Below are 25304 nucleotides of genomic sequence, written 5' to 3' on the forward strand. Positions count from 1 at the left end.
AACCTTGGTTGGCACGTTTTTCTCACGCCAGCCGCAGTGCCAACACACCGCCGACGATCAGCGCGGCCGCCAGCCAGCGCGCACGCGGAATCCGCTCGCGCAGCACGAACACCGAGATCAGCAACGCGAAAAGGATCGAGGATTCACGCAGCGCCGAGACCATCGCCACCGGCGCCTGGGTCATGGCCCACAATGCCATCGCGTAGGACGCCGTGGTGCCGACGCCACCGGCCAGTCCCAGCGGCCAGTGCTGGCGCGCATAGTCCAGCACTGCGCCGCCGCGGGTGTACAACGCCCACAGGGGTAGTGGGATGCCTGACAGCAGGAACAGCCATAGCGTATAGCTGAGCGCACTACCGGACTGGCGCGCGCCCTGCGCATCGACCAAGGTGTAGGTGGCGATCATCGCCGCGGTCAGCAGCGGCAGCCGCAGCTGGCCGCCACGTGTGCCCAGTGCCATGCACAGGATGCCGGTGCTCACCAGCACCACGCCCAGCCACGCCGCCGGGGGCAGTTGCTCGCCCAGCAGGGTGCCGGCCAGCGCAACCAGGATCGGCGCGCTGCCACGCATCAGCGGATAGGCCAGGCTCATGTCGACCTGCTGGTAGCAGCGTGCCACCAGTCCGTAGTAGGTCACCTGCAGCAGCACGGATGCAGCCAGCCAGGGCCAGCTGTGCGCGGCCGGGAACGGCAGGAAGGGCAAGGCGGCCGCCGACAGCAGCGCGGCGCTGCCGGTGACCAGCACGGTGCCGAGGAATTTGTCCGGCCCGCGTTTGACGATCGCATTCCAGCTGGCATGCAGGGCCGCAGCCGCGAGGACCAGCAGGAAGATGGAAAGAGGCATCGGGCGATGATGCCATGCCGGGGAAATGTTCCGGGTTTGGTGGGTGCCAACCTTGGTTGGCACATCGCTCAGTGCGGACCAAGGTCCGCACCCACCAGAGCGGGGCAGGGCAGGTGCCAACCCTGGTTGGCACGCACCAGAGCGCGGCGCTTACAGCTTCGCGCGCTGCTCGCGCAGGCCGGCCAGCTGGGTGTTCCAGTCGGCCAGTCGCACGCGCTCCTGCTCGACCACGGCCGGCGGCACCTTGTCGGTGAACTTGGCCAGCTTGGTCTCGCTCTTTTCCTTCTCCGCTTCGACGCGGGCGATTTCCTTGTCCAGGCGCACGCGCTCGGCATCGAGATCGACCAGGCCTTCCAGCGGCACCAGCAGCTTCAGCTCGCCCACGATCGCGGCGGCGGCCGGCGGTGCGCTTTCGCCTTCGGCCAGCCACTGGATGCTGTCCAGCTTCAGCAGGAACGACAGCGAGGCGCTGAAGCGTTCGATGCGCACGCGGTCCTGCTCCAGCCCGGCCTGCAGGCGCAGCGGCACCAGCTTGGACGGCGCGACGTTCAGCTCACTGCGCACGCGGCGCACGGCACTGATCACCGCCTTCAGCCATTCCACGTCGGCCTCGGCCTGGGCGAAATCGCCTTCGAACTCGGCGGCGGTCGGGTACGGGCGCAGCGACAGCGTGGTTTCGGTCAGGCCCAGGCGCGGGGCCAGCTGCTGCCACAGCTGTTCGGTGATGAACGGCGTGAGCGGGTGCAGCAGGCGCAGCAGCGCTTCCAGCACGTACAGCAGGGTGTGGCGGGTGCTTTCGGCGTCGGCGGCGTCTGCACCGTTCAGTGCCGGCTTGCTCAGTTCCAGGAACCAGTCGCAGAACGCGTTCCAGGCGAACTCGTACAGGCACTGCGCCAGCAGGTCGAAGCGGTAGGCGGCGAAATGGCCCTGCGCTTCGGCGGTGGTGGCGGCCAGGCGCGCGAGGATCCAGCGCTCGGCATCGGTACGCGGCCTGGGCACGCCGGTGAACGCCGCGCCCTCGGTGTTCATCAGCGCGAAGCGGCTGGCGTTCCACAGCTTGTTGCAGAAGTTCTTGTAGCCCTCGGCGCGGTTCATGTCGAACTTGATGTCGCGGCCGTGGGTGGCCAGTGCCGCGATGGTGAAGCGCAGCGCATCGGCACCGTGGGCGGCGATGCCGTCCGGGAATTCCTTGCGGGTGGCCTTCTCGATCTTCTCAACCATCTTCGGCTGCATCAGGCCGCCGGTGCGCTTGGCGACCAGGTCGTCGATGGTGATGCCGTCGATGATGTCCAGCGGGTCGAGCACGTTGCCCTTGCTCTTGGACATCTTCTGGCCCTGGCCGTCGCGGATCAGGCCGGTGAAGTAGACGTCCTTGAACGGGATCTTCCCGACCAGGTCGTCGGTGGCCATGATCATGCGCGCCACCCAGAAGAAGATGATGTCGAAGCCGGTGATCAGCACCGACGACGGCAGGTAGCGGTCGAAGCCGCGCTCGGCCATGGCCTGCTCGTTGGGCCAGCCCAGGGTGGAGAACGGCCACAGCTGCGAGGAGAACCAGGTCTCCAGCACGTCGCTTTCCTGGTTCAGCACCACGTCGCTGCCGAGGTTGTTCTTTGCCCGCACTTCCTCTTCGCTGCGACCGACGTAGCAGCTGCCGGTGGCTTCGTCGAACCACGCCGGGATGCGGTGGCCCCACCACAGCTGGCGGCTGATGCACCAGTCCTGGATGTTGTTCATCCAGTGGCGGTAGGTGTTGATCCAGTTCGGCGGCACGAAGGCGATGGTTCCGTCTTCGACCAGTTCCAGGCCACGCTTGGCCAGGTCGTCCATCTTCACGAACCACTGGTCGGTCAGGTACGGCTCGATCACCTGGCCGGTACGGTCGCCGCGCGGCACCTGCAGCTTGTGCGCCTTGGTCTCGACCAGGATGCCCAGGTCTTCCAGTTCGGCCAGCACCGCCTTGCGCGCGGCGTAGCGGTCCAGGCCCTGGAAACGCTCCGGTGCGTTTTCATTCAGCGCCGCCACCGGGGTGAACAGGTTGATCATCGGCAGGCTGTGGCGCACGCCCACTTCATAGTCGTTGAAATCGTGCGCCGGGGTGACCTTGACCACGCCGGTGCCGAACGCACGGTCCACGTAGTCGTCGGCGATCACCGGCACGCGGCGGCCGGTCAGCGGCAGCACCACGCTCTTGCCGATCAGGTGGGCATAGCGCTCATCTTCCGGGTGCACCATCACCGCGGTATCGCCCAGCAGGGTTTCCGGGCGCGTGGTGGCGACCACCAGGTAGTCGCGGGTTTCGCGCAGGGTTTCCACGCCGTCGGCATCGCGCTCGACGTGCTCGTAGCTCAGGCCCTCATCCAGCGTGTAGGCGATCGACCACAGGAAGCCGTCTTCCTCGGCGCTCTCCACTTCCAGGTCGGAAATGGCGGTCTTCAGCACCGGGTCCCAGTTGACCAGGCGCTGGCCGCGGTAGATCAGGCCCTGCTCGTACCAGCGCACGAAGGCTTCGTTCACTGCCGCCGACGGCTGCGGGTCCATGGTGAAGGTGCTGCGCGACCAGTCGGCGGAGGTGCCGAGGCGGCGCATCTGGCGCTCGATGGTATCGCCGGACTGCTGCTTCCACTCCCAGACCTTGCCGATGAAGCCTTCGCGGCCCAGCGAATCACGGGTCTCGCCCTTGCCTTCCAGCGCCAGGTTGCGGCTGACCACCATTTCGGTGGCGATGCCGGCGTGGTCGGTACCGACCTGCCACAGCGTGTCGTAGCCGCGCATGCGGTGGTAGCGCACCAGCGCGTCCATCAGGGTCTGCTGGAACGCATGGCCCATGTGCAGCGTGCCGGTCACGTTCGGCGGCGGCAGCAGGATGGTGTACGGCTCGCCCGTGCCGGACGGCTTGAAGTGGCCGGCCTTCTCCCAGGCCTCGTAGAGGTCGGTCTCGAAGGACTTCGGGTCGTAGCTGGAGGCGAGTTGGGTCATGCGGGGGAACCAGGAGGTAATCGTTGAAGGATCAGGGCGCGGCGGCGGCCCATCAAGGGAGCCGGGGCGCGCTTACATGTCGTGCTTGTTCAGCTCGTAACCGGCGGCCTTGTACTGGCGCCAGCGTTCGCGCAGCGGTTCGCGCGCTTCCGGATCGGCCGGGACCACTTCCAGCACGCGTTCGCACTGGCCCAGCCAGGGTTCATCGCGCAGGTTGATCACCAGCGGGCGTGCCGGCGCGTCGGTGCCGGGTACGGCGATCAGCACCAGGGCCTCTTCCTCGTCCATGTCTTCGCCGGCGATCTGGTGCGGGATGTAGGCATCGTTGTCGAACGCCCACAGCAGCTCGTCCAGCTCCTCGGCCTGGGCCTGGTCGCGGGCCAGCACCAGGGTGAACAACCCGGCGTCGTTGGCCTTGCGCGCCAGTTCGCAGACCAGGCGCAGCGGCTCGGTCAGGAAGCGGGGCTTGGCGATCAGGTAGAAGTCGGCGCGGGGCATGGCAGGATCCGGGTCAGGCAGGGGCCCGGCGGTGCCGGGCGAGGCCCTGGCCAGCGGGGGCCGGCCAGGGTCGGGTACGGCATCAGGCGCGGGCGGCCTGGTCCAGCAGCCACTGGCTCAGCAGGCCGACCGGGCGGCCGGTGGCCATGCCACGCTTGCCTTCATCGCTGGCCACGCCGGCGATGTCCAGATGGGCCCAGCGCTGGCCTTCGGTGAAGCGCGACAGGAAGCAGCCCGCGGTGATCGCGCCGGCCCAGCGGCCGCCGATGTTGTAGACGTCGGCGAAGGTCGAATCCAGCATCGGCTGGTACTCGTCCCACAACGGCAGGCGCCAGGCGCGGTCGAACACATGCTCGCCGGCGGCCAGCAGTTCATTGGCCAGGTCGTCGTGCTTGCTCATCAGGCCGGCGGTCTGGTGGCCCAGGGCGACCATGCAGGCACCGGTCAGGGTGGCGACGTCGACCAGCGCGGCCGGTTCGAAGCGCTGCGCATAGGTCAGCGCATCGCACAGGATCAGGCGGCCTTCGGCGTCGGTGTTGCCCACTTCGATGGTCTTGCCCGACATCGAGGTGATCACGTCGGACGGGCGGTAGGCGTTGCCGTCGATGGCGTTTTCCACCGCCGGCACCACCACCACCAGGTTCAGCGGCAGCTTGGCCTTGACCGCGGCGACGAAGGTGCCGATGACGTTGGCGCCACCGCACATGTCGTACTTCATCTCTTCGATGCCGCCCTGGGTCTTCAGGTTGACGCCACCGGTATCGAAGGTGATGCCCTTGCCGACCAGCACGTACGGCTTGGCGTCGCCGCCGCCGGTCCACTTCAGCACCACCAGGCGCGGGCGGTTGGCCGAACCACGGGCCACGGCCAGCAGCGAGCCCATGCCCAGCGCTTCCATCTGGTGCTCATCGAGAATCTCGGCCTCGGCACCGTCATGCTCACCGGCGAACTTCACGCCCACCTCGGCCAGGTAGGCCGGGGTGCAGTAGTTCGGCGGCAGGTTGCCCAGCTCGCGGGCGAACTCGACACCGGCGGCGATGGCCTGGCCCTGGGCCAGGGCCTGGGCGTCGTCACCGGCGATGGCCAGCTGGGCCAGGCCGGCGTCGTCGGCCTTCTTCTTGCCCAGAGTGGCGGTGTAGCGGTAGGCAGCGTGATCGGCGGCGATCACCGCCTGGCGGATCGCCCAGGCCGCGTCGCGGTCCTTGATGGCCACTTCGGACAGGGTGAACAGTGCGCTGCGGGTAGCGCCCGCCTTCAGCGCGCGCACGGCGTCGCCAACGGCCTTCAGGTACTGCGGTACACCGAAGCGGGCGGCGTCGCCGAGACCGACCACCAGCACGCGCGGGGCGGACACGCCCGGCAGGTCGTGCAGCAGGGTGGTGGCGCCGGTCTTGCCGGACAGGTCGCCGCGCTGGGCCAGCGAGGCCAGGCGGCCGCCGCTGGCGGCGTCCAGGGCCTGTGCGGCGGGGGTCAGGGTATGGTCGGCATACGCGCCGACCACCAGGCAATCAACGGCGGCGGCGGCCGGAGCAACGTGGTTCAGGGTGAATTCGAGGGCCATTGAGCAGATTCCATTGGCGAGTCCGTACAATCGCAGGCCGTTTACGCCCAGACAGTAGACTGGGCGGCACCGCGAACGAACCCCAGAGTTTAAACCACCGCCCCATGCTGAAGCTCGACCGATACCTGCTGGGCGATTTCGTCCAGAGTTTCCTGGCTACCCTGATCGTCCTGCTGGTGGTCAGCGTGGGCGGCGTGCTGGTGGACATCCTCGGCAACATCGCCGACGGGCGCCTGCCGGCCAAGCTGCTGTTCTCCCAACTGGGCCTGCAGTTCATCGCCTACCTGCCACTGATCCTGCCGCTGGCGTTGATGCTGGGCCTGCTGCTGGCGGTGGCCCGTCTCTACCGCGACTCGGAAATGGCCGTCATCACTGCCATTGGCGTGGGCCCCAAACGCCTGCTGCGGCCGCTGCTGATGCTGGTGGTGCCGGTGGTGGCGCTGGTCGGCGCCTGCTCCTTGTGGCTGGGCCCGTGGGCCGGCCGGGTGGCCGAGCAGATGATCATCGAGGCCAATCGAAGCGTGCTGATGGCGGGCCTGGAGCCGGGCCGCTTCACCCAGCTGCCCAATGGTGGCGTGGTCTACCTGTCCTCGATCTCGCCCGATGGTACCCAGCTGGGCCGGGTCTTCCTGCAGCGGCAGAAGGACGATCGTCTGGAAGTGGTGTCCGCCGCAGGGGGGCGCATGTTCTTCGAAGGCGCCCGCCAGCGCTTCCTGGAGCTGGATGATGGCCACCAGGTGGAAGGACCGGTGGCCGGGGGGCTGGATTACCGTCTGGCCACCTTCGCCCGCAACGATGTGGCCCTGCCCGACGGTGCGCAGACCCGTACCGGCGATGATCCGGAACTGATGCCGACCACGCAGCTGTTCGGCGATGACCGGCCCGAGGCGCAGGCACAGCTGCATCGCCGCCTTGCCCCGCCGTTGATCGCGCTGGCGTTTGCGCTGCTGACCGTGCCGCTGGGCCGCAGCTCGCCGCGCCAGCAGCGCTACGGGCGGATGATGCTGGCGCTGATGGCCTACATGGTGGGCACCAACCTGATGTTCATCGGCAGTGGCTGGATCGCCAATGGCAAGATTCCGCCTGCGCTTGGCCTGTGGTGGCTGACCCTGCCGCTGCTGGCGCTGGCGATCTGGATGTATGCACGTGATGGCCGCCTGGGCCGCCCGAAGGGAGCCCGCGCATGAGACTGCGCCCGATGCGTTTCGACCTGTATCTCGGCCAGTCGGTGTTCACCACGGTGCTGCTGACCTGGGCCGTACTGGTGGGCCTGGACGTGGTGATGGCGTTTTCCGGCGAGTTCAAGGACATCGGCAAGAACGGCTACACCCTGGGGCATGCGGCCGCCTGGGTGCTGTATACGGTGCCACGCCGTGCCTACACCATGTTCCCCACCGCTGCGGTGATCGGTGCGCTGATGGGCCTGGGCCAGCTGGCCGCGACCTCCGAGCTGACCGCGCTGCGTGCGCTGGGCCTGTCGCGCAAGCGCCTGAGCGTATCGGTGGCCATCGCCCTGTCGTTGCTTACCGCAGTGATGGTGCTCAGCGCCGAGACGCTGGGCCCCTGGGGCCAGGACCGTGCCGATGCGCTGAAGTCCAGTGCCAAATGGGGGCGGGACATCTCCACCACCCGCTATTCCGGCCTGTGGGCGCGCGAGGGCGATACCTTCCTCAGCGCCGCCGGTGGCGAAGAGCAGCTGGTGGGCGACAAGGGCACGCGACTGATCCTGCGTGACGTGCGCCTGTATCGCATCGCCGAGGATGGTCGGATCGCCTCGCTGACCCATGCGGACACGGCCGAGCATGACCGTGACGGCTGGGTGCTGACCGGCGTGCGCCGCGATACCTTCGCTGAACGTTCGGCCACGCGCGAGGAAGTGGCGCGCGAGCCGTGGAACTCCAAGCTGGACGCCGGCGCGCTGGCCACCGGCATCGCCAAGCCGCGCAACCTCAGCGTGGCCGAACTGCGCACCAGCATCGAATACCGCGAGCGCAACGGTCTGGATGCGCGCGACTACGAGGATGTGTACTGGAGCCGCTGGTTCTACCCGGTGAACGTGCTGGCGCTGTGCCTGGCGGCGGTGCCGTTCGCGTTCGGCTCGCTGCGCAGTGGTGGCATGGGCAAGCGCCTGTTCCTCGGCATCCTGTTCGCGCTGGGCTTCTGGCTGCTGCAGCTGTTCTTCGGTCGCATGGCCGGCGCGTTGAAGTTCGATTACCGCATTGCCTATGCGTTGCCGCCGATCGTGATGCTGGCGATATCGGGATTGCTGTTCCGGCGCAAGTCGGGCTGATCATCGTTGTTGTAGAGCCGAAGGTAGCGGCAGGAGCCGCTGCCAACGTCGCTGGCGACGGCCTGAAGGGTGCCGGCCGGGACGGCAGGCATAGCCCACGCTCGGCTGCTGTGCGCGCACCGCCCGCCAACCGAGCTTCGGCTCGACTCTACACAAGCGCCGCGCAGGATCGGATTGAAAGGTGATGCGTTACCGCTTCGGCATGCGCAGCAGGCGGGTGCCGCTGGCGCGGTCGTGCCAGGTCAGCCGCTGGCGGTCAGCCCATGCCCACCAGAATCCCAGGCCGCCCAGCAGCAGCGACAGCGTGCCCACCACGAAGCGCAGCCAAAGCTGCGTGCGTCGCAGGGGCGCGCCATCACTCGATTCCAGCTTCAAGCGCCACGGCCGCATGCCCAGCGTCTGCCCACCGCGGCGCCAGCTGGCCGTGGCATACCACCCCGTGACCAGCCAGCACACCCCCCACAGCAGCCACTGCCAGGCGCTGAACGGTGCGATGTTCTCGCGCTGGGCGTGGCCGCTGAAGGTGTAGGCAAGGGTGAACAGGGTGCCGGCCAACATCCACAGCGCCAGCACCGGCAGCGCGTCGTAGACCATCGCCAGCACGCGCCACAGCAGCAATGCACGCGGGCGGGGCAGCTCGGTAGTGGCCGCAGGGGCCGTATCAATGGCGGGGCGGGACATGCGCCGAGCATACGCAATGCTGGCCGCATCCGCAGTGGCCCTCGTATCCTGCACGCATGGCCCTTGTTTCCACCCCCGCCGAACGCCGCCAGCTGGTCCAGCAACTGCCCGAACTGCGCGCCGACGACAGCATGCGCATCCAGCGCTTCCTCGATGCGATCTGGGCCGAGAACGGTCTGGCCCGCGCCACCCTCGACAGCTACCGGCGCGACCTGGAGGGACTGGCGCGCTGGATGGATGGGCGCGATGGTGGCCTGGCCGGCATCGAGCGCCCGGGGTTGTTCGACTACCTGGCCTGGCGCACCCGTCATGGCTGGTCGCCGCGCAGCAATGCGCGGTTGCTGTCGGCGCTGCGGGCGTTCTTCGCCGATGGCGTGCGCCGTGGCGAGCGCGGCGAGGACCCCAGCGCGCTGCTGGATCCGCCCAAGCTGCCACGATTGCTGCCCAAGGCGCTGGCCGAAAGCCAGATCGACGCGCTGTTGGCAGCGCCGGATATCGACAGCCCGCTGGGCCTGCGCGACCGCGCCATGCTGGAGTTGATGTACGCCGCCGGCCTGCGCGTGAGCGAGCTGGTGCTGCTGCCGGCCACCGCGGTCAACCTGCGCCAGGGCGTGCTGCGGGTCACCGGCAAGGGCAGCAAGGAACGGCTGGTGCCGCTGGGTGAGGAATCGCAGCACTGGCTGGAGCGCTATCTACAGGCATCGCGCCCGCTGCTGGTCGGCAAGGGCAAGGTGCAGGCGCTGGCCGATGGGCAGACCCCTTTGTTTGTCGAGCCGACGCTGCATGCGCTGACCCGGCAGGCGTTCTGGCACCTGGTCAAGCGCCACGCGCAGGTGGCCGGCATCGACCCGGCGCGGATCAGCCCGCACGGCCTGCGCCACAGCTTCGCCACCCATCTGCTCAACCGCGGTGCCGACCTGCGCGCGCTGCAGATGCTGCTTGGCCACAGCTCGTTGTCGACCACCCAGATCTACACCCTGGTGGCGCGCGAGCACCTGCAGAAACTGCACGCCCGGCATCATCCGCGCGGCTGAGCCGTGTCCTGAACCCCGGCCCCGGGTGGTGCGCGGCGTCGCGGCCCGGTGCCGGTGGCTGTGTCAGAATCCGGGGTCTTCTTCTGTCGCGGACTGCTCCATGCTCCGATTTGCCATCGCCGCCGTGTTCGGTGCGCTCAGCCTGACTGCCTGCGCCCAGCCGGCCCCGCCAGCCGCCAAGGCGCCTGCCGCTGCTGCCAAGCCCGGCCCGGCCGCCAACGCGCCAGCCGACCAGGCCGTGCGCGCTGCGTTGACTGCCCTGAACCCCGGTTTCAAGATGGACTACATCGGTGCCGCGCCGTTCCCCGGCTTCCGCGAGGTGGTCGTTTCCGGCCAGCTGCTGTACGTGTCCGACGACGGTCGCTACCTGTTCCAGTCGCAGCCTTACGACACCCGTGCCAAGGGCCCGGCCAACAGCGAAGGCCTGCTCGGCTACCGCCGCGATCTGCTGGCCAAGGCCAACCATGGCGACCGCATCGTGTTCGCCGCGCCGAATGCCAAGTACACCATCAGCGTGTTCACCGACATCGAGTGCGGCTATTGCCGCAAGCTGCACCAGGACATCGCCGAGCTCAACCGCAACGGTATCTCCGTCGAGTATCTGGCATTCCCGCGCATGGGCCTCGGCAGCAAGGACTACACCGACATGATCTCGGTCTGGTGTGCGGCCGATCGCCGCCAGGCACTGACCAACGCCAAGCGCGGTGGCAACGTGCCGGCAAAGAACTGCACCAACCCGGTGGCGATGCAGTACGCACTGGGCCAGCAGCTGGGCGTGAACGGCACGCCGGCGATCTTCGCGCCGGACGGCACCCAGCTGGGGGGCTACCTGCCGCCGGCGCAGCTGCGCGCGGCGCTGGAAAAACTGTCGGCCAAGCGCTGATCGGCGCCGACCTTTTCCTGTAGAGCCGGGGATGCGTGTCGCATCCCCGGCTTTTTTCTTACTTCAGGCCATCACTGACCGCCTTGGTCAGCGTGCCCTGCGCATCATCACCACTGAACTCCCAGACGAACGCGCCGCCCAGGCCCTGGGTCTTCACGTAACCCATCTTGCGGGTGATGTTGGCCGGGGTGTCGAAGCTCCACAGCGTGCTGCCGTTGTAGATCCAGGTGGCACCGGCGGTGTTGTCGGTGTAGCCCGGCCACGCCAGGTTCTTCAGCACCTTCCAGTCCTCGATGCCGGCTTCATACGTGCCCGGGGCAGCGCCGGTCGCGGTCTGGTACAGGCCGTTGTTGGCGTTGGCCACACCGGTCCAGCCACGCCCGTAGTAGCCGATGCCCAGGTTGAGCTTGGCGGTAGGCACGCCACGGCTGATGAAGGCCTCGATGGCGTCGTTGCTGTTGTACAGCTTCTGGTCGCCGGTGGACGGATCATTCGGCGAATCAAACAGCGCCGACTGGTGATTGGTCTTCGCATCCCACGCGCCGTGGAAGTCGTAGGTCATCACGTTGATGTAGTCCAGGTACGGGTGGTACGCGGCCGGGTCGGTGACGCGGATCTTGTCGATGCCGGCACCCACCGCCACCGTCAGCAGCAGGCCCGGACGCACTGCATCGAGCTGGCGGCGGAACTCGGCCATCAGCGCGGTGAAGTTGGCGTTGTCTTCCGGCTTGCCGCATTCGATGCCGCACGCAACCGGGTATTCCCAGTCGATGTCGATGCCGTCGAACACGCCCAGCGCGGCACCGGCACCACCGGCACCGTCGGTTACCGGTAGGTTGCCCTTGATGTAGGCATCGATGCACGAGGCGACGAAGGCCTGGCGGTTTTCTGGGCGCGCCGCGCTGGAGAAGCCGCGCGACCAGGTCCAGCCACCCAGCGAGATCAGCACCTTCATGCCGGGGTACTTGGCCTTGAGCTGCTTGAGCTGGTTCCAGTTGCCGCGCAGCGGCTGGTCCCAGGTATCGGCGCTGCCGCTGACACTCTCGGCGGCACTGAAGGCCTTGGTGTAGTCGGCGAAGGCATCACCACCGGCACCGCTGTTCGGATCCGATGGCTGTGTGACGCCCACTTCGCAGCGGTTGTTGCGCACGTTGCCGAAGGCGTAGTTGATGTGGGTCAGGCGCGCGGCCGAACCGCTGCTGTCGATGTTCTTGACCCGGTAGTTGCGGCCGTAGATGCCCCACTGGGTGAAGTAGCCGATGACCCGCTTGCCGTTGGTGCCGCCGTCGCCGGCCAGCGTGGTGGCGCTGATCTCGGTGCCCTGCGCGGACGCGTTGCCGGCGTTGTCGCGGGCACGCACACGGTAGCGGTAAGTGGTCGATGCAGTCAGGCCGCCATCGACGTAGCTGGCACTGGATGGTGAACCGACCAGGCTGCCATTGCGGTACACGTCATAGCCGGCCACGCCGCTGCCCCCGGTGTTGTCGGTGGACGGGCTCCAGCTGAGCGCGATGCTGTTGGCGGTACGCGTGCCGACCGCCAGTCCGCCCGGCACGCTCGGTGCGGTGGTATCGCCACCGGCGGCGTTGACGGTGATGGTGATGGTCGCGGTGCTGCTGGTGGCGTTGTTGTTGTCGGTGGCTACCGCGCGCAGGGTGTGGCTGCCGGCGCTGGCATTGGTCCAGCTGGCCGCATACGGCGCACTGGTGGCCACGCCCAGCGTGCTGCCATCGCGGAAGAACTCGACCTTGGCGACGCTGCCGTCCGGATCACTGGCGGTGGCGGTCACGTTGACCGTGCTGCCGGCGCTGAAGGTGGCGCCGTTGGCCGGCGAGGTCAGGCTGACCACCGGCGGCTGGTTGGCGCCGCCGCCATCACAGGCGCCGAGGTTGGTGTAGTAGGGCGCACCGGCCGGATGGTCCGGCGGTGCGTTCCAGATGTCCTGGTTCGCCCGATAGAGGACGCCTCCTTTCTGCAGGGTATCGCCGGCCCGGTAGATCTTGGCCTGGTCCCACTGGGCCACGCCGGCACAGCTGGCGGCCTGCGCCAGGCCGGGCAGGGCAGCGGCACCGGCGGCCACGGCAAGCAGCCAGGCCAGGCGGCGGGGACGACAGTTTCGGGTCGCACGTTCGGCACTGCGCACAATCGGGTCGTACATGGGTAAGTCTCCGATCAAAGGGCGCGCGGGCCCCGATGGCGCCGCGCGTGACGCAGGTCCGGGCGTCGCCCGGGAAGGCGACGGGTGGGGCCGGACGGAGGTACCTGGGAGGCCGGGGAGAGAGTCCGGCGCCAGGTGGGGACAACGTTGTCATCAATCGCGTGGTCAATCCGTGAGCAAGCGCATGGTTCCGGGATTCGGATGGAGAGCGGCGCTGCGCGCGGTCGGCGGCCATCGGCGGAGCCCCTCGTGGCTGGTCGGGCGCGAATTCATGGGTTTGGCCGGGTGGGTGGGGTCAGGCGGGGACGCCGTGAACCCGTCCCTGGGGGCTTGGCCGCGGCATCCATGCCGCGGACACCCCGCCTGCCCCCACCCACCCGGCCTCTGACAGGTTCCTGCGCAGTCAGCCACGAAAGGCAGAACAAAAAATCAAAAGCAGAAGCCGGTCGCTGCGCTCTTAAATGCCTGACTTCCGACGTTCCCTTATTGCCGGCCAGCGGCCGGCACTACCGGGGAGCATCCACGCATGGCGTGGATCTACCGCAGATCGCGGAAATCTGTCGGAGGCGGGGTGGGTCCGGTGGCGGGCGGCCAGATCAGTCCGCGGCATGGATGCCGCGGCCAAGCCCCCAGGGGCGGGTTTACGGCGTCCCCCGCCACCGGACCCACCCCGCCATCCCACGGGAACCCCGCTTTTGCTTTGGCCGTTGCTGTTGCTGTTGCCCTGGCCTCGGCGGGTGCCGGGCGCCGCCCGGCCAAAGCCCTTCCCCCGCTTCCGGTACAATGTCGGGCCCGTTTCCCAACCACGGTTCCCCGGACATGATGGTCCTCGAGGGCGCGCCCGCCCTGTCGCCGTTCCGCCGCGAACGTCTTGAATCCCGCCTGCAGTCCATCGCTCCCTCCCTGCGCATCAGCGGTGCCTGGCACGTCTACTTCGTGCAGCCCGAAGGCAGCGCCGCTCCCGACCTCGCCACCCTGTGCCGCATCCTCGAAGCTGCGCCGCAGGCGGAAGCCGTGGCCGACGGCGCGGTCAGCCGCATCGTGGTGCCGCGCCTGGGTACGCTGTCGCCGTGGTCGAGCAAGGCCACCGAACTGGTGCGCGGTGCCGGCCAGCCGGTAAGCCGGGTCGAGCGGGGCCTGCGCATCGACGTGCAGGGCTGGCCGGCCGATGCCGACGTGCAGCAGGCGCTGGTCAAGGCACTGCACGACCCGATGACGCAGTCAGTGCTGGAGACCGTGAAGCAGGGCCAGGCGCTGTTCTCGGCGCCCGCCCGCGGCGAACTGGAACGCGTGCCGGTGGACCAGCTGGAGGCCGCCAACGAGCGCCTCGGACTGGCCATGGCCCAGGACGAGATCGATTACCTGCGCGAACGCTTCACCGCGCTGGGCCGCTCGCCGTCGGACGTCGAACTGATGATGTTCGCGCAGGCCAATTCCGAGCACTGCCGCCACAAGATCTTCAACGCCAGCTGGACCATCGACGGCCAGGAGCAGGACCGCTCGCTGTTCCGGATGATCAAGAACACCCACCAGCAGACCCCGCAGCACACGCTCAGCGCGTACAGCGACAACGCCGCGGTGATCGAAGGCCATCCGGCGTCGCGCTACCGCCCGGATCCGGCCAGCGGCGAGTACCGTCGTGAACCGCAGGTGCCCAGCGCGTTCCAGATCAAGGTGGAGACCCACAACCACCCGACCGCCATCGCACCGTTCCCGGGCGCCTCGACCGGCGCCGGTGGTGAAATCCGCGACGAAGGCGCGACCGGCCGCGGCGGCAAGCCGAAGGCCGGCCTGACCGGTTTCTCGGTCTCGCACCTGCGCATTCCCGAGCTGCCGCAGCCGTGGGAAGCGCCGCGCGCGCTGAACCCGCGCATGGCGCCCGCGCTGGAAATCATGACCGATGGTCCGCTCGGCGGCGCCGCGTTCAACAACGAGTTCGGCCGCCCGAACCTGCTCGGCTACTTCCGCAGCTTCGAGCTGCCTGAAGGCGCCGACCTGGTGCGCGCCTACGACAAGCCGATCATGCTGGCCGGCGGCCTCGGCGCCATCGACCGTATCCAGGTCGACAAGATCCAGCTGCAGGCGGGTGATGCGGTCATCGTGCTCGGTGGCCCGGCAATGCTGATCGGCCTGGGTGGCGGTGCCGCCAGTTCGGTGGCCTCCGGCGAAAGCGCCGAGGACCTGGATTTCGCCAGCGTGCAGCGCGACAACCCGGAGATGGAGCGCCGCTGCCAGGAGGTCATCGACCGCTGCGTGGCGATGGGCAGCAACAACCCGATCAAGTTCTTCCACGACGTCGGTGCCGGTGGCCTGTCCAATGCCATCCCCGAGCTGCTGCACGACTCCAAGGTCGGTGGCGTGATCGATCTGGGCAAGGTGCCCACCGATGATCCGTCGCTGTCGCCGATGCAGCTGTGGTGCAACGAATCGCAGGAACGCTACGTGCTCGGCGTCGCCCAGGAGCGCCTGGCCGAGTTCGCCGCGCTGTGCGCCCGCGAGCGCTGCCCGTTCGCTGCGGTCGGCGTGGCCACCGCCGAGGAACACCTGGTGGTGGCCTATGGCGCCGTGCCGGGCCACACCCCGGCCGATGCGCCGATCGACCTGCCGATGGACGTGCTGTTCGGCAAGCCGCCGAAGATGCACCGCGATACCGCACACCCGCCGGCACCGCGCTGGCCGGCGCTGAAGACCGCGGGCCTGGACCTGCAGGAAGCGGGCCTGCGCGTGCTTGCGCACCCGACGGTGGCCTCGAAGAACTTCCTGGTCACCATCGGTGACCGCAGCGTCGGTGGTCTGACCGCACGCGAACAGATGGTCGGCCCGTGGCAGCTGCCGGTGGCCGATGTGGCCATCACCGTGGCCGACTTCGACGGCGTGGCCGGCGAGGCGATGTCGATCGGCGAGCGCACCCCGCTGGCCCTGCTCGATGCGGCGGCTTCGGCACGTATGGCCGTGGGCGAAGCGTTGACCAACCTGTGCGCGGCCCCGGTCGATGCGCTGGATGAGATCAAACTGTCGGCGAACTGGATGGCCGCGGCCGGCCACCCCGGCGAAGACGCGCTGCTGTACGACGCGGTGAAGGCCGTGGGCATGGAACTGTGCCCGCAGCTGGACATCAGCATTCCGGTGGGCAAGGACTCGCTGTCGATGCAGGCGCAGTGGCACGACCAGGGCCAAGCGCACAAGAGCGTGTCGCCGGTGTCGCTGGTGATCTCTGCGTTCGCACCGGTCGCCGATGTGCGCCAGCAGCTGACCCCGCTGCTCGACCGCGACGTGGAAAGCGAGCTGTGGCTGATCGGCCTTGGCGCCGGCAAGCAGCGCCTGGGCGGTTCCATCCTGGCCCAGGTGCATGCCGACCACGGTGACCTGCCGGCGTTCGCCGGCGCTGCCCCGGATCTGGACGACCCGCAGCGCCTGCGTGGCTTCTTCGAGCTGATCCGCGATGCGCGCCAGGCCGGCCTGCTGCTGGCCTACCACGACCGCAGCGACGGCGGTGCCTTCGCCGCGCTGTGCGAAATGGCCTTCACGTCGCGCCTGGGGCTGGACATCACCCTCGATGCCTGGGGCGACGATCCATTCCGCAGCCTGTTCAACGAAGAGCTGGGCGCGGTGGTGCAGATCGCACGCGAAGACCGCGCAGCGTTCGCCGACCTGGTCGAGCGCCATGCACTGACCGAGTGCGCGCAGCGCATCGCCAAGCCGACCACCGCACCGGTGGTGCGCGTGTCGCTGGCTGGCGAGAACCTGGCTGAATGGCGCTGGGAGTCGCTGTTCGACGCATGGTGGTCGGTCACCCACGCGATGCAGAAGCGCCGCGACAACCCGGCCAACGCCGACGCCGAGCGTGAGATCGCCCGTGCCTTCAACGCACCGGGCCTGAAGCCCAAGCTCAGCTTCGACATCAATGAAGACGTGGCCGCCCCGTTCATCAGCACCGGTGCGCGTCCGCGCGTGGCCGTGCTGCGCGAGCAGGGCGTCAACGGCCAGATCGAAATGGCGAACATCTTCGAACGTGCCGGCTTCCGGCCCTTCGATGTGCACATGAGCGACCTGATCGAAGGCCGCGTCGCCCTGCAGGACTTCAACGGCCTGGTCGCCTGCGGCGGCTTCAGTTACGGCGACGTGCTTGGCGCTGGCCGTGGCTGGGCCACCTCGATCCTGGAGCGCAGCGCGCTGCGTGATGCCTTCGCCGCGTTCTTCGCGCGCGAGGACAGCTTCGCCCTGGGCGTGTGCAACGGCTGCCAGATGATGAGCCAGCTGAAGGACATCATTCCCGGTGCCGAACACTGGCCGCAGTTCCGCCGCAATGCCAGCGAGCAGTTCGAAGCCCGTACCGCGCTGCTGGAAGTGGTGGAATCTCCGTCGATCCTGCTGCGTGGCATGGCCGGTTCGCGCCTGCAGGTGGCAGTGGCGCATGGCGAAGGCCAGGCGGTGTTCGACAACGCGGTCGACCAGGCCGCGGCCCGTGTTTCGCTGCGCTACATCGATGGCCACGGCAACGTCGCCAGCCAGTACCCGCTGAATCCGAACGGTTCGCCGGACGGCATCACCGGCCTGACCAGCAGCGACGGCCGCGTGACCATCATGATGCCGCACCCGGAACGCACCCCGCGCGCGCTCAACATGAGCTGGGCCCCGGCCGAGTGGCAGGGTGATTCGCCGTGGATGCGCATGTTCCGCAACGCGCGGGTGTGGTGCGGCTGATCGCACCACACCGCGCAGGCTTCAATGCCGTTGCGTATGGAAAAACCCGCCGTTGATCGGCGGGTTTTTTCTTTGCGCGTGTGAAAATCCTGATGTACCCGCGAGTTACATGGATTTTCAGGCGACAGGGTTACGTCACGCGTCGCTAACAAAATCCTTTCATAAACAGGGAAAAGAGTGAACTGCTTCACGGCAATAGGATTTGTCGTGTCAAAGTCTTGACGATCTGCAAAGTTGCCGTTAACACTTGAACCCCGTTTCAGAATCATTCATTTCGCAGTAACCGGTTGGCGCACGCGCTCGGTTTTCTGTCGCTGCGCGCCGTTCGGCAATACCCCGCAGTAAATCACGCGAATAAACGCCCCCAGGGGACGTTGGGCCGGAAAGCCCAGCGGTGGCGTTGCTTTGCCCAAAACCAGTCCAATCAGGAGCCGTACCGATGAATCGGATTTATCGCAAGGTCTGGAACAAAGCATTGGGTCAGTTGGTGGTGGCCTCGGAACTGGCTTCCTCCGACAGCAGCAGCGGTGGGGTCGTCGACCAGCGCCGCGGTGCGACACAGGCCACGCCCGCACTGCTGGCGGTGGCACTGGGCCTGGTATTGGGATTGGGCATGAGTGGCTCTGCCACCGCACAGTCGGTGCAGATCGGCGGTAGCGCCACCTGCGTGGCATTCAGCGGCAAGCTGCTCGAAAAGTGCCTGATCGAAGGCTCGGCCACGGCCAAGGGCAGCAATGCGGTGGCGATCGGCAGCAACAGCAGTGCCAGTGCGGCCAACAGCGTGGCGCTGGGTGCCGGCTCCAAAGCCACGCGTGCCAACACCGTCTCCGTCGGCGATGCCGGCAAGGAACGGCAGGTCACCAATGTCGCCGCAGGCACGCAGGCGACCGACGCAGTGAACAAGGCGCAACTGGACGCGCAGGCGCGCGCCACGCAGGCCGCGCTGGCCGACGTGGCCGCCGACGGCAACCGGTACTTCAAGGCCGACGGCGCAGGCGATGACAGCGACGCGGCGAAGATCGAGGGCGAGGGCGCACTGGCCGCCGGTGCCGGTGCGCAGTCGCTGGCCAACGCCACCACTGCCATCGGTACCCAGGCCATTGCTGCAGGCATCGGCGCCAGCGCATTCGGCCAGGGCGCGCTGGCGATCGGCGATGCCAGCGTGGTGGTCGGGCAAAGCGCAGCAGCGTTCGGCCTTGGCGATACCGCCGTCGGTGCCAGCGCCTACGCCGCCAGCGAAAACGGTGCAGCAACGGCACTGGGTGCACTGTCCGAAGCCACCGCCGATGGCGCGACCGCCGTCGGTGGCGGTGCCGTAGCGATGGGCCCCGGCAGTACCGCATTGGGCCGCGGCGCCACGGCTGGCAACGAAGCCTCGATTGCAGTAGGTGCGTTCAGCACGGCCGTCGGTGAATACAGCACCGCGCTGGGCTCCAATTCGGCCGCGGTCGCTACCGGCAGCGTGGCGTTGGGCGCCGGTTCGCTGGCTGACCGTGTCGATACCGTGTCCGTCGGTGCCGCCGAATATGGCCTGACCCGCCAGATCACCAGCGTTGCCGCCGGCACCGAAGATACCGATGCGGTCAACGTTGGCCAGTTGAAGGATGTTGCCGCAGTGGCCGATGCCACCGCCAAGCGCTTCCAGGCCATCGGCAGCAGCAACAGCGATGCCGGTGCGCTGGCTGAAGGTGACGACGCGCTGGCCGCAGGCGAGGCCGCCAATGCCATCGGCACTGGCACCACGGCGGTCGGTGCCGGTGCCACTGCCGTTGCGCAGAACGCGACTGCGGTGGGCAACAACGCGCTGGCCTCGGGCCAGAACAGCGCAGCATTCGGCAACAACGCACAGGCCAACGGACCGGGCAGCGTGGCCGTCGGTGGCACTGCGGTGGATGCCAACGGCAACCCGCTGATCACCAGTGGTGGCGTGCCGGTGGTCACCGGCGCCACCAGTGCCGGCGTGGGTGGCACGGCCGTCGGCGCCAGTGCCGATGCCAGCGGTTTTGCCGCGTCGTCCTATGGCGTGGGGGCCTATGCGTCCGGCGCGCAGGCGTCGGCGTTCGGTGCGGTCTCCAATGCCATCGGTGATTACTCCACGGCATTGGGTACGCAGAGCAATGCCACGGGCACCAGCAGCGTCGCCATTGGTGGCCCGGCCGACCTGATTCCCGGCCTGGGCTTCTTCGTACAGACACAGGCCAGTGGTGAAGCCGCGACCGCGGTGGGTGCCGGCGCCATCGCCAGCGGCGACCGTGCCGTGGCCAACGGCAGCCTCAGCGAAGCCTCCGGCGCCGAAGCCACCGCGGTGGGCTACTTCGCCTATGCGCCGGGCGAGAACGCCAGCGCGCTTGGCGCGCAGACCTGGGCCAGTGGTGCGCAGAGCACCGCAGTGGGCTACTACGCTACGGCACGCGGCGCCAACAGCGTCGCGCTGGGCGCGAACTCCGAAGCGGTGCGTGCCAACAGCGTGGCCGTCGGCAGTGCCGGCAACGAGCGGCAGATCACCAGCGTTGCAGCCGGCAGTGAAGCCACCGATGCGGTGAACAAGGCGCAGCTGGATGCGGTGGCCAGCACTGCCGACAGCACCGCGCGCTTCTTCCAGGCGCAGCCTGAAGCTGGCAGTGATGCCGGTGCGCTGGCGGAAGGCGAGGGTGCCATCGCGGCCGGTTCGTCGAGCAATGCGATCGGTGTCGGCGCGGTTGCACATGGCGCGGCCGCGTCGGCCATCGGCGATGACAGCGTGGCGGTGGGCCGCAACAGCACGGCCACCGGCAATGGCGGTGTCGCCATCGGTGGCCTGGGCCAGGCCTACGACGAGTTCAACCAACCCATCATCGGTGCAGATGGCAAGGCGCAGCAGGTGGGTACCACGGCCGTGGCCGATGCCACGGCGGTCGGCAGCGCTGCGCAGGCCAGCGGTGCAGCCAGCAGCGCCTTCGGCAATGCGGCCAAGGCCAGTGGTGACAACAGCTTCGCCGCCGGCGGCAAGTCGCGCGCCACCGGCGCGTATGCGGTGGCGGTGGGTGACAGTGCGTTTGCCAGCAGCGATGACAGTACCGCGGTGGGCGGCTACAGCTGGGCCACCGCCAGCGGCGCCAGCGCCTTTGGTTCCGGTGCGTGGGCGACCGCTACCAATGCCTCGGCGTTCGGCAACGCGGCGTGGGCCAGCGGCGCTGGCGCCACGTCGATCGGTTACAACAGCTGGGCCAACGGAACCAGCGCCACCGCAGTCGGCCGTGGTGCCTTCGGCTATGGCGACAACAGCGTGGCGCTGGGCTTCCAGGCGCTGGGCAACAGCATCAACAGCATCGCCATCGGCACCAACACGGTGGCCGGCGGCGAAAGTGCGATCGCGCTGGGTGCGGGCAGCAACGCCAGTGCCAGCAACGCCGTTGCACTCGGCGCAGGCTCGTTCGCCAACCGCGCACGTACGGTGTCGGTGGGCAGCAGTGGCAACGAGCGCCAGGTCACCAACGTCGCCGCCGGTACCCAGGCCACCGATGCGGTGAACAAGGCACAGCTGGACGCGGTGGCAAGCACCGCCACAACCACCAGCCGCTTCTTCCAGGCCAGCGGTAACGGCGACGATGTGGCGGGTGCGCTGGTGGAGGGCGACAACGCGCTGGCCGCAGGTGATGCGGCCAACGCCATCGGCAATGGCGCCACCGCGCTCGGCAGCGGTGCCAATGCGCTGGCCGGCAACGCGCAGGCGATCGGCTTCAACGCGCTGGCGACCGCCGCCAATGCCAGTGCCGTAGGCGCCAATGCACAGGCCACCGGCGAATACGCCACCGCGCAGGGTGCGGAAAGCGAAGCCAGCGGTGAGCAGAGTGCGGCGTTCGGCGCGGCCAGCATCGCCAGCGGCGCGGGCAGCACCGCCAGCGGTGCCTTGTCCGAAGCCTCCGGCGAAGAAGCCGTAGCCGTGGGCTACTTCAGCAACGCCAGTGGTAGTGGTGCCACCGCGGTCGGCAGCGAGAGTGTGGCCAGCGGCACGGCCGCGGCAGCATTCGGTATCGGTGCCGAAGCCACCGGTGGCTACAGCACCGCCATCGGCGGCTACGCACAGGCTTCGGCCTTCAATGCCACCGCCTTTGGCAACTTCGCCAACGCCTCGGGTTCCAACAGCGTGGCGCTGGGCGGTGATTCGCAAGCGTCCGGCGCCTACAGCACCGCCACCGGCCAGGGGAGCATGGCCACCGGCACCAACAGCGTCGCCGTCGGCGGCTCGCTGTTCGGCGTGCTGGCTACCGAAGCCTCGGGCAACTACTCCACGGCGGTGGGCGGTGGCGCCTGGTCGGGGGGCATCAACAGCACCGCGCTGGGCAACGCGGCGGAATCGCGCGCGGCCAACAGCGTGGCGCTCGGTGCGGATTCGATTGCGGACCGCGACAACACCGTATCGGTGGGCGGCGGCGGCAACACCCGCCAGATCACCAACGTGGCCGATGGCACGCAGGGCAACGATGCGGTCAACAAGAACCAGCTCGATGCCGTAGCCGCCGCTGCGGAAAAGACCAGCAGGCAGTTCCAGGCCAGTGGCAATGCCGATGGTGAAACCGGCGCGCTGGTGGAGGGTGACAATGCGCTAGCAGCAGGTGATGCGGCCAACGCGATCGGCAACGGTGCCACTGCGCTCGGCAGTGGTGCCAATGCGCTGGCCGCCAACGCCACCGCCGTCGGCATCGATGCGCTGGCGACCGGCACCAACGCGGCGGCACTGGGCAACACCGCACAGGCCACCGGCGAGGACAGCCTGGCCCTGGGCAGCGGCGCCAGCGCCAGCGAAGTGGGGACAAGCGCGGCGGGCGCGCGTGCACAGGCAAGCGGTGTCTACAGCACCGCCAACGGTACCGAATCCAACGCCAGTGGCGCACAGTCCCTTGCCAGCGGCTTCCGCAGCGCGGCCTCCGCCGATGGCACCACAGCGGTGGGTGGCTATGCCGAAGCGACCGGTCGCCTTGGCACCGCACTCGGCTACGGCTCGGCTGCCAGCGGTGCCAACACCACGGCGGTGGGCTTCGGGGCCGCGGCGGCGGGCACCGGCGCGGTTGCGGTGGGTCAGTCGAGTGAAGCCAGCGGTGCGGAAAGCGTGGCGATCGGCGGCAGCACCTTCTTCGGCCTGATTCCGTCGCGCGCCAGTGGCACCGGTGCGGCAGCATTCGGTGCCGGTGCGTGGGCCACCGAGGATTACGCTACGGCCATCGGCTGGAATGCCTGGTCGGCAGGTACCAACGCCACGGCGCTGGGTGCAAACGCCACCGCCAATGGCAGCAACAGCGTTGCGCTCGGTGCCGGTTCCAAGGCTGACCGCGACAACACGGTGGCCGTTGGCAAGGCCGGCAGCGAACGCCAGGTCACCAACGTTGCCGCCGGTACCGAAGCCACCGATGCGGTGAACAAGGGCCAGCTCGACGCCGTTGCCAGTGTCGCCGATAAGACCAGCCGCCAGTTCCAGGCCAGCGGCAATGCCGATGGCGAGGCCGGTGCACTGGTCGATGGTGAAAATGCGCTGGCGGCCGGCAATGCGGCCAATGCGATCGGCAACGGTGCGACCGCGCTGGGCAGCGGCGCCAACGCCATGGCCGCCAACGCCACGGCGGTCGGCTTCGATGCCCTGGCCACCGGCAACAACGCTGCCGCACTGGGCAACGCCGCGCAGGCGGCCGGTGTCGACAGCGTGGCGGTAGGCAGCGGTGCCAGCGCCAGCGAAACCGGCGCCAGCGCCACCGGTGCCGGTGCCCAGGCCAAGGGCGCCTACAGCACCGCCAGCGGCGCACAGGCGGCTGCCACCGGCACGCAGTCGCAGGCCAGCGGTTTCCGCGCCACTGCTTCGGCGGACGGCGCTTCGGCCATCGGCAGCTACGCCGATGCCAGCGGTCGCCTCGGCACCGCGGTCGGCTACGGCAGCAAGGCCTCCGCCGCCAACGCCACGGCGGTGGGTGTCAGTGCCACCGCCAGCGCTGCAGGCAGCGTGGCATTGGGTTCGGGCTCGGTGGCTGATCGTGCCAACACGGTGTCGGTCGGCAGCAGCACCAGTGATCGCCAGATCACCCGCGTCGCCGCCGGTACCGAGCGCACCGATGCGGTCAACCGTGGCCAGCTCGATGCCGTCGCCGCAACCGCCGATGGCACCGCCCGCTACGTCAAGGCCACCGGCAGCGGGACCGCCAGTGCCAGCGGCAGCGATGCGGCCGCGCTCGGTTCCGGTGCCAGTGCCAGTGGTGCGCGCAGCAACGCATTGGGTGCCAACGCCGCGGCCATCGGCAATGGTGCGCTGGCCCTGGGCAGCAGCGCCGGTGCATCCGGCGCCAATTCGGTGGCACTGGGTGCGGGCTCGCGCGCACTCGATGCCAACGTGGTGTCGGTCGGTGGTGGCAACGGCACCGATGGCCCGGCCACGCGCCGCATCGTCAACGTGGCTGATGGCCGCATCGCTGCCGGCAGCAGTGACGCGGTGACCGGCTCCCAGCTCAATGTCACCAACCAGCGCGTGGGCGCGGTGGAAACCCGCGTCGGTGATTTCGATTCGCGCATCGCGACGGTGGAGACCACGGCGGCCAGTGCAGTCGGCTACGACGACGCCAGCCGTGACCGCCTGACCCTGTCCGGCTTCCAGGGCACCACCATCGACAACGTCGGTGCCGGCAGCATCGCCGCCGGCAGCCGCCAGGCGATCAATGGCGGCCAGCTGTTCCAGTCGCTCAGCGATGCCGCCGGCTTCCTGGGGGGCGGCGCCAGTGTCGGCATGCAGGGCGTGTTCGTGGCACCGAACTACGTGATCCAGGGCGCCACCTACAGCAACGTCGGTGATGCGCTGGGTGCGTTGGACCGCAAGGTCAGCGAGATCGACCGCCGCACCGCCGGTGGTACGCGTTCGGGAACGGCCAGCCTGCGTTCGATGAGTGCCTCGCTGGATGAAAGCGCACTGGCCAGCGTTGCCGAAGCACCGGCGGCGGCCGATGCGGCACCGGCCAGCACCGCACGCGTGCAGGGCACGCCGACCGCTGCGGCGGCGGGTGCGGGCATCCCGGTGGGCACCTCGGCATCGGGTCTCAACGCGGTCGCCATGGGCGACGGTGCAGTGGCCAGCGGCGCTTCCTCCACCGCCATAGGCCAGGGCGCAAGTGCCACTGCTGCGAACGCGGTGGCGCTGGGCCAGGGCTCGGTTGCCGATCGTGCCAATACGGTGTCGGTGGGCAGCGAAGGCAACGAGCGCCAGGTCACCAACGTTGCGGCCGGTACCACCGCCACCGATGCGGTCAACAAGGGCCAGCTCGATCGTGGCATGGCCACCGCCAACAGCTACACCGACAGCCGCGTGCAGGCCGTCGCCGACAGCTTCGATGTGTTCAAGGGCGAGGTCGACGGGCGCCTGCGGCACATGGATCGCCGCATCGACCGCCAGGGCGCGATGAGCGCGGCGATGCTCAACATGGCCACCAGTGCTGCCGGCATCCGCACCCAGAACCGGGTCGGCGTCGGCATCGGCTTCCAGGGCGGCGAATCGGCACTCTCGCTGGGTTACCAGCGTGCGATCAGCGATCGCGCCACGGTGACGGTCGGCGGTGCCTTCAGCAGCGACGACAGCTCGGTCGGCGTCGGTGCCGGCTTCGGCTGGTAAGCCACTCCATCGCGCCGGCGGCCACCCACGCCGGCGCAGCACCTGCAACGA

Annotated in this window: 12 protein-coding genes; 6 read left to right on the forward strand and 6 right to left on the reverse strand. The window is 68.6% G+C overall.

Features of this window, described 5'->3' with window-relative positions; translation table 11 throughout:
• Positions 1–22: 22 nt before the first annotated feature.
• From AC5P9P_RS10615 to AC5P9P_RS10630, 4 genes are all read right to left on the reverse strand, one after another.
• A complete protein-coding gene (locus AC5P9P_RS10615; protein WP_049402246.1) occupies positions 23–844 on the reverse strand; it encodes an EamA family transporter in 822 nt (273 codons plus the stop codon).
• 150 nt (positions 845–994) lie between these two features.
• Positions 995–3823: a valine--tRNA ligase gene (locus AC5P9P_RS10620; RefSeq protein WP_049402247.1), complete on the reverse strand. Its 2829-nt coding sequence runs from the start codon at positions 3821–3823 to the stop codon at positions 995–997.
• A 72-nt stretch (positions 3824–3895) separates the two neighbouring features.
• The gene (locus AC5P9P_RS10625; RefSeq protein ID WP_005408012.1) at positions 3896–4321 is read right to left on the reverse strand and encodes a DNA polymerase III subunit chi; all 426 of its coding nucleotides are present in this window, start codon (positions 4319–4321) and stop codon (positions 3896–3898) included.
• 82 nt (positions 4322–4403) lie between these two features.
• Positions 4404–5882, reverse strand: a complete 1479-nt coding sequence (locus tag AC5P9P_RS10630) for a leucyl aminopeptidase (RefSeq protein ID WP_005412193.1) — start codon at positions 5880–5882, stop codon at positions 4404–4406.
• 104 nt (positions 5883–5986) lie between these two features.
• Here AC5P9P_RS10630 and lptF point away from each other — a divergent pair, with 104 nt between their 5' ends.
• Both lptF and lptG read left to right on the forward strand, forming a co-directional pair.
• Entirely contained in the window at positions 5987–7069 is a 1083-nt protein-coding gene (lptF, locus tag AC5P9P_RS10635) for an LPS export ABC transporter permease LptF (protein ID WP_005408014.1), read from the forward strand.
• Positions 7066–8172 (forward strand): LPS export ABC transporter permease LptG, encoded by a 1107-nt coding sequence (lptG, locus tag AC5P9P_RS10640; protein ID WP_033834372.1) that lies wholly within the window; start codon positions 7066–7068, stop codon positions 8170–8172. The genes lptF and lptG overlap by 4 nt, the downstream gene beginning before the upstream one ends.
• Positions 8173–8361: 189 nt before the next feature.
• Here the strand turns inward: lptG and AC5P9P_RS10645 are convergent, their stop codons facing one another.
• The gene (locus AC5P9P_RS10645; RefSeq protein WP_111188162.1) at positions 8362–8853 is read right to left on the reverse strand and encodes an RDD family protein; all 492 of its coding nucleotides are present in this window, start codon (positions 8851–8853) and stop codon (positions 8362–8364) included.
• Positions 8854–8909: 56 nt separating this feature from the next.
• Between AC5P9P_RS10645 and xerD the strand changes: the two genes are divergently transcribed.
• Positions 8910–9887, forward strand: coding sequence for a site-specific tyrosine recombinase XerD (xerD, locus tag AC5P9P_RS10650; protein ID WP_024958537.1), 978 nt, complete (start codon positions 8910–8912; stop codon positions 9885–9887).
• 100 nt (positions 9888–9987) lie between these two features.
• On the forward strand, positions 9988–10770 hold the full coding sequence (locus AC5P9P_RS10655; protein ID WP_495232766.1) for a thioredoxin fold domain-containing protein: 783 nt from the start codon (positions 9988–9990) through the stop codon (positions 10768–10770).
• A 58-nt stretch (positions 10771–10828) separates the two neighbouring features.
• Here the strand turns inward: AC5P9P_RS10655 and AC5P9P_RS10660 are convergent, their stop codons facing one another.
• Complete coding sequence (locus AC5P9P_RS10660; RefSeq protein WP_184013771.1) at positions 10829–12928, reverse strand: glycosyl hydrolase family 18 protein; 2100 nt, start codon at positions 12926–12928, stop codon at positions 10829–10831.
• A gap of 819 nt (positions 12929–13747) precedes the next feature.
• Here AC5P9P_RS10660 and purL point away from each other — a divergent pair.
• A complete protein-coding gene (gene purL, locus AC5P9P_RS10665) occupies positions 13748–17632 on the forward strand; it encodes a phosphoribosylformylglycinamidine synthase (protein WP_181453440.1) in 3885 nt (1294 codons plus the stop codon).
• Positions 17633–18071: 439 nt separating this feature from the next.
• Entirely contained in the window at positions 18072–25253 is a 7182-nt protein-coding gene (locus AC5P9P_RS10670) for an ESPR-type extended signal peptide-containing protein (RefSeq protein WP_184013772.1), read from the forward strand.
• Positions 25254–25304 lie beyond the last annotated feature (51 nt).

This window comes from Stenotrophomonas sp. YJH_SMC_14-1, assembly GCF_059372275.1.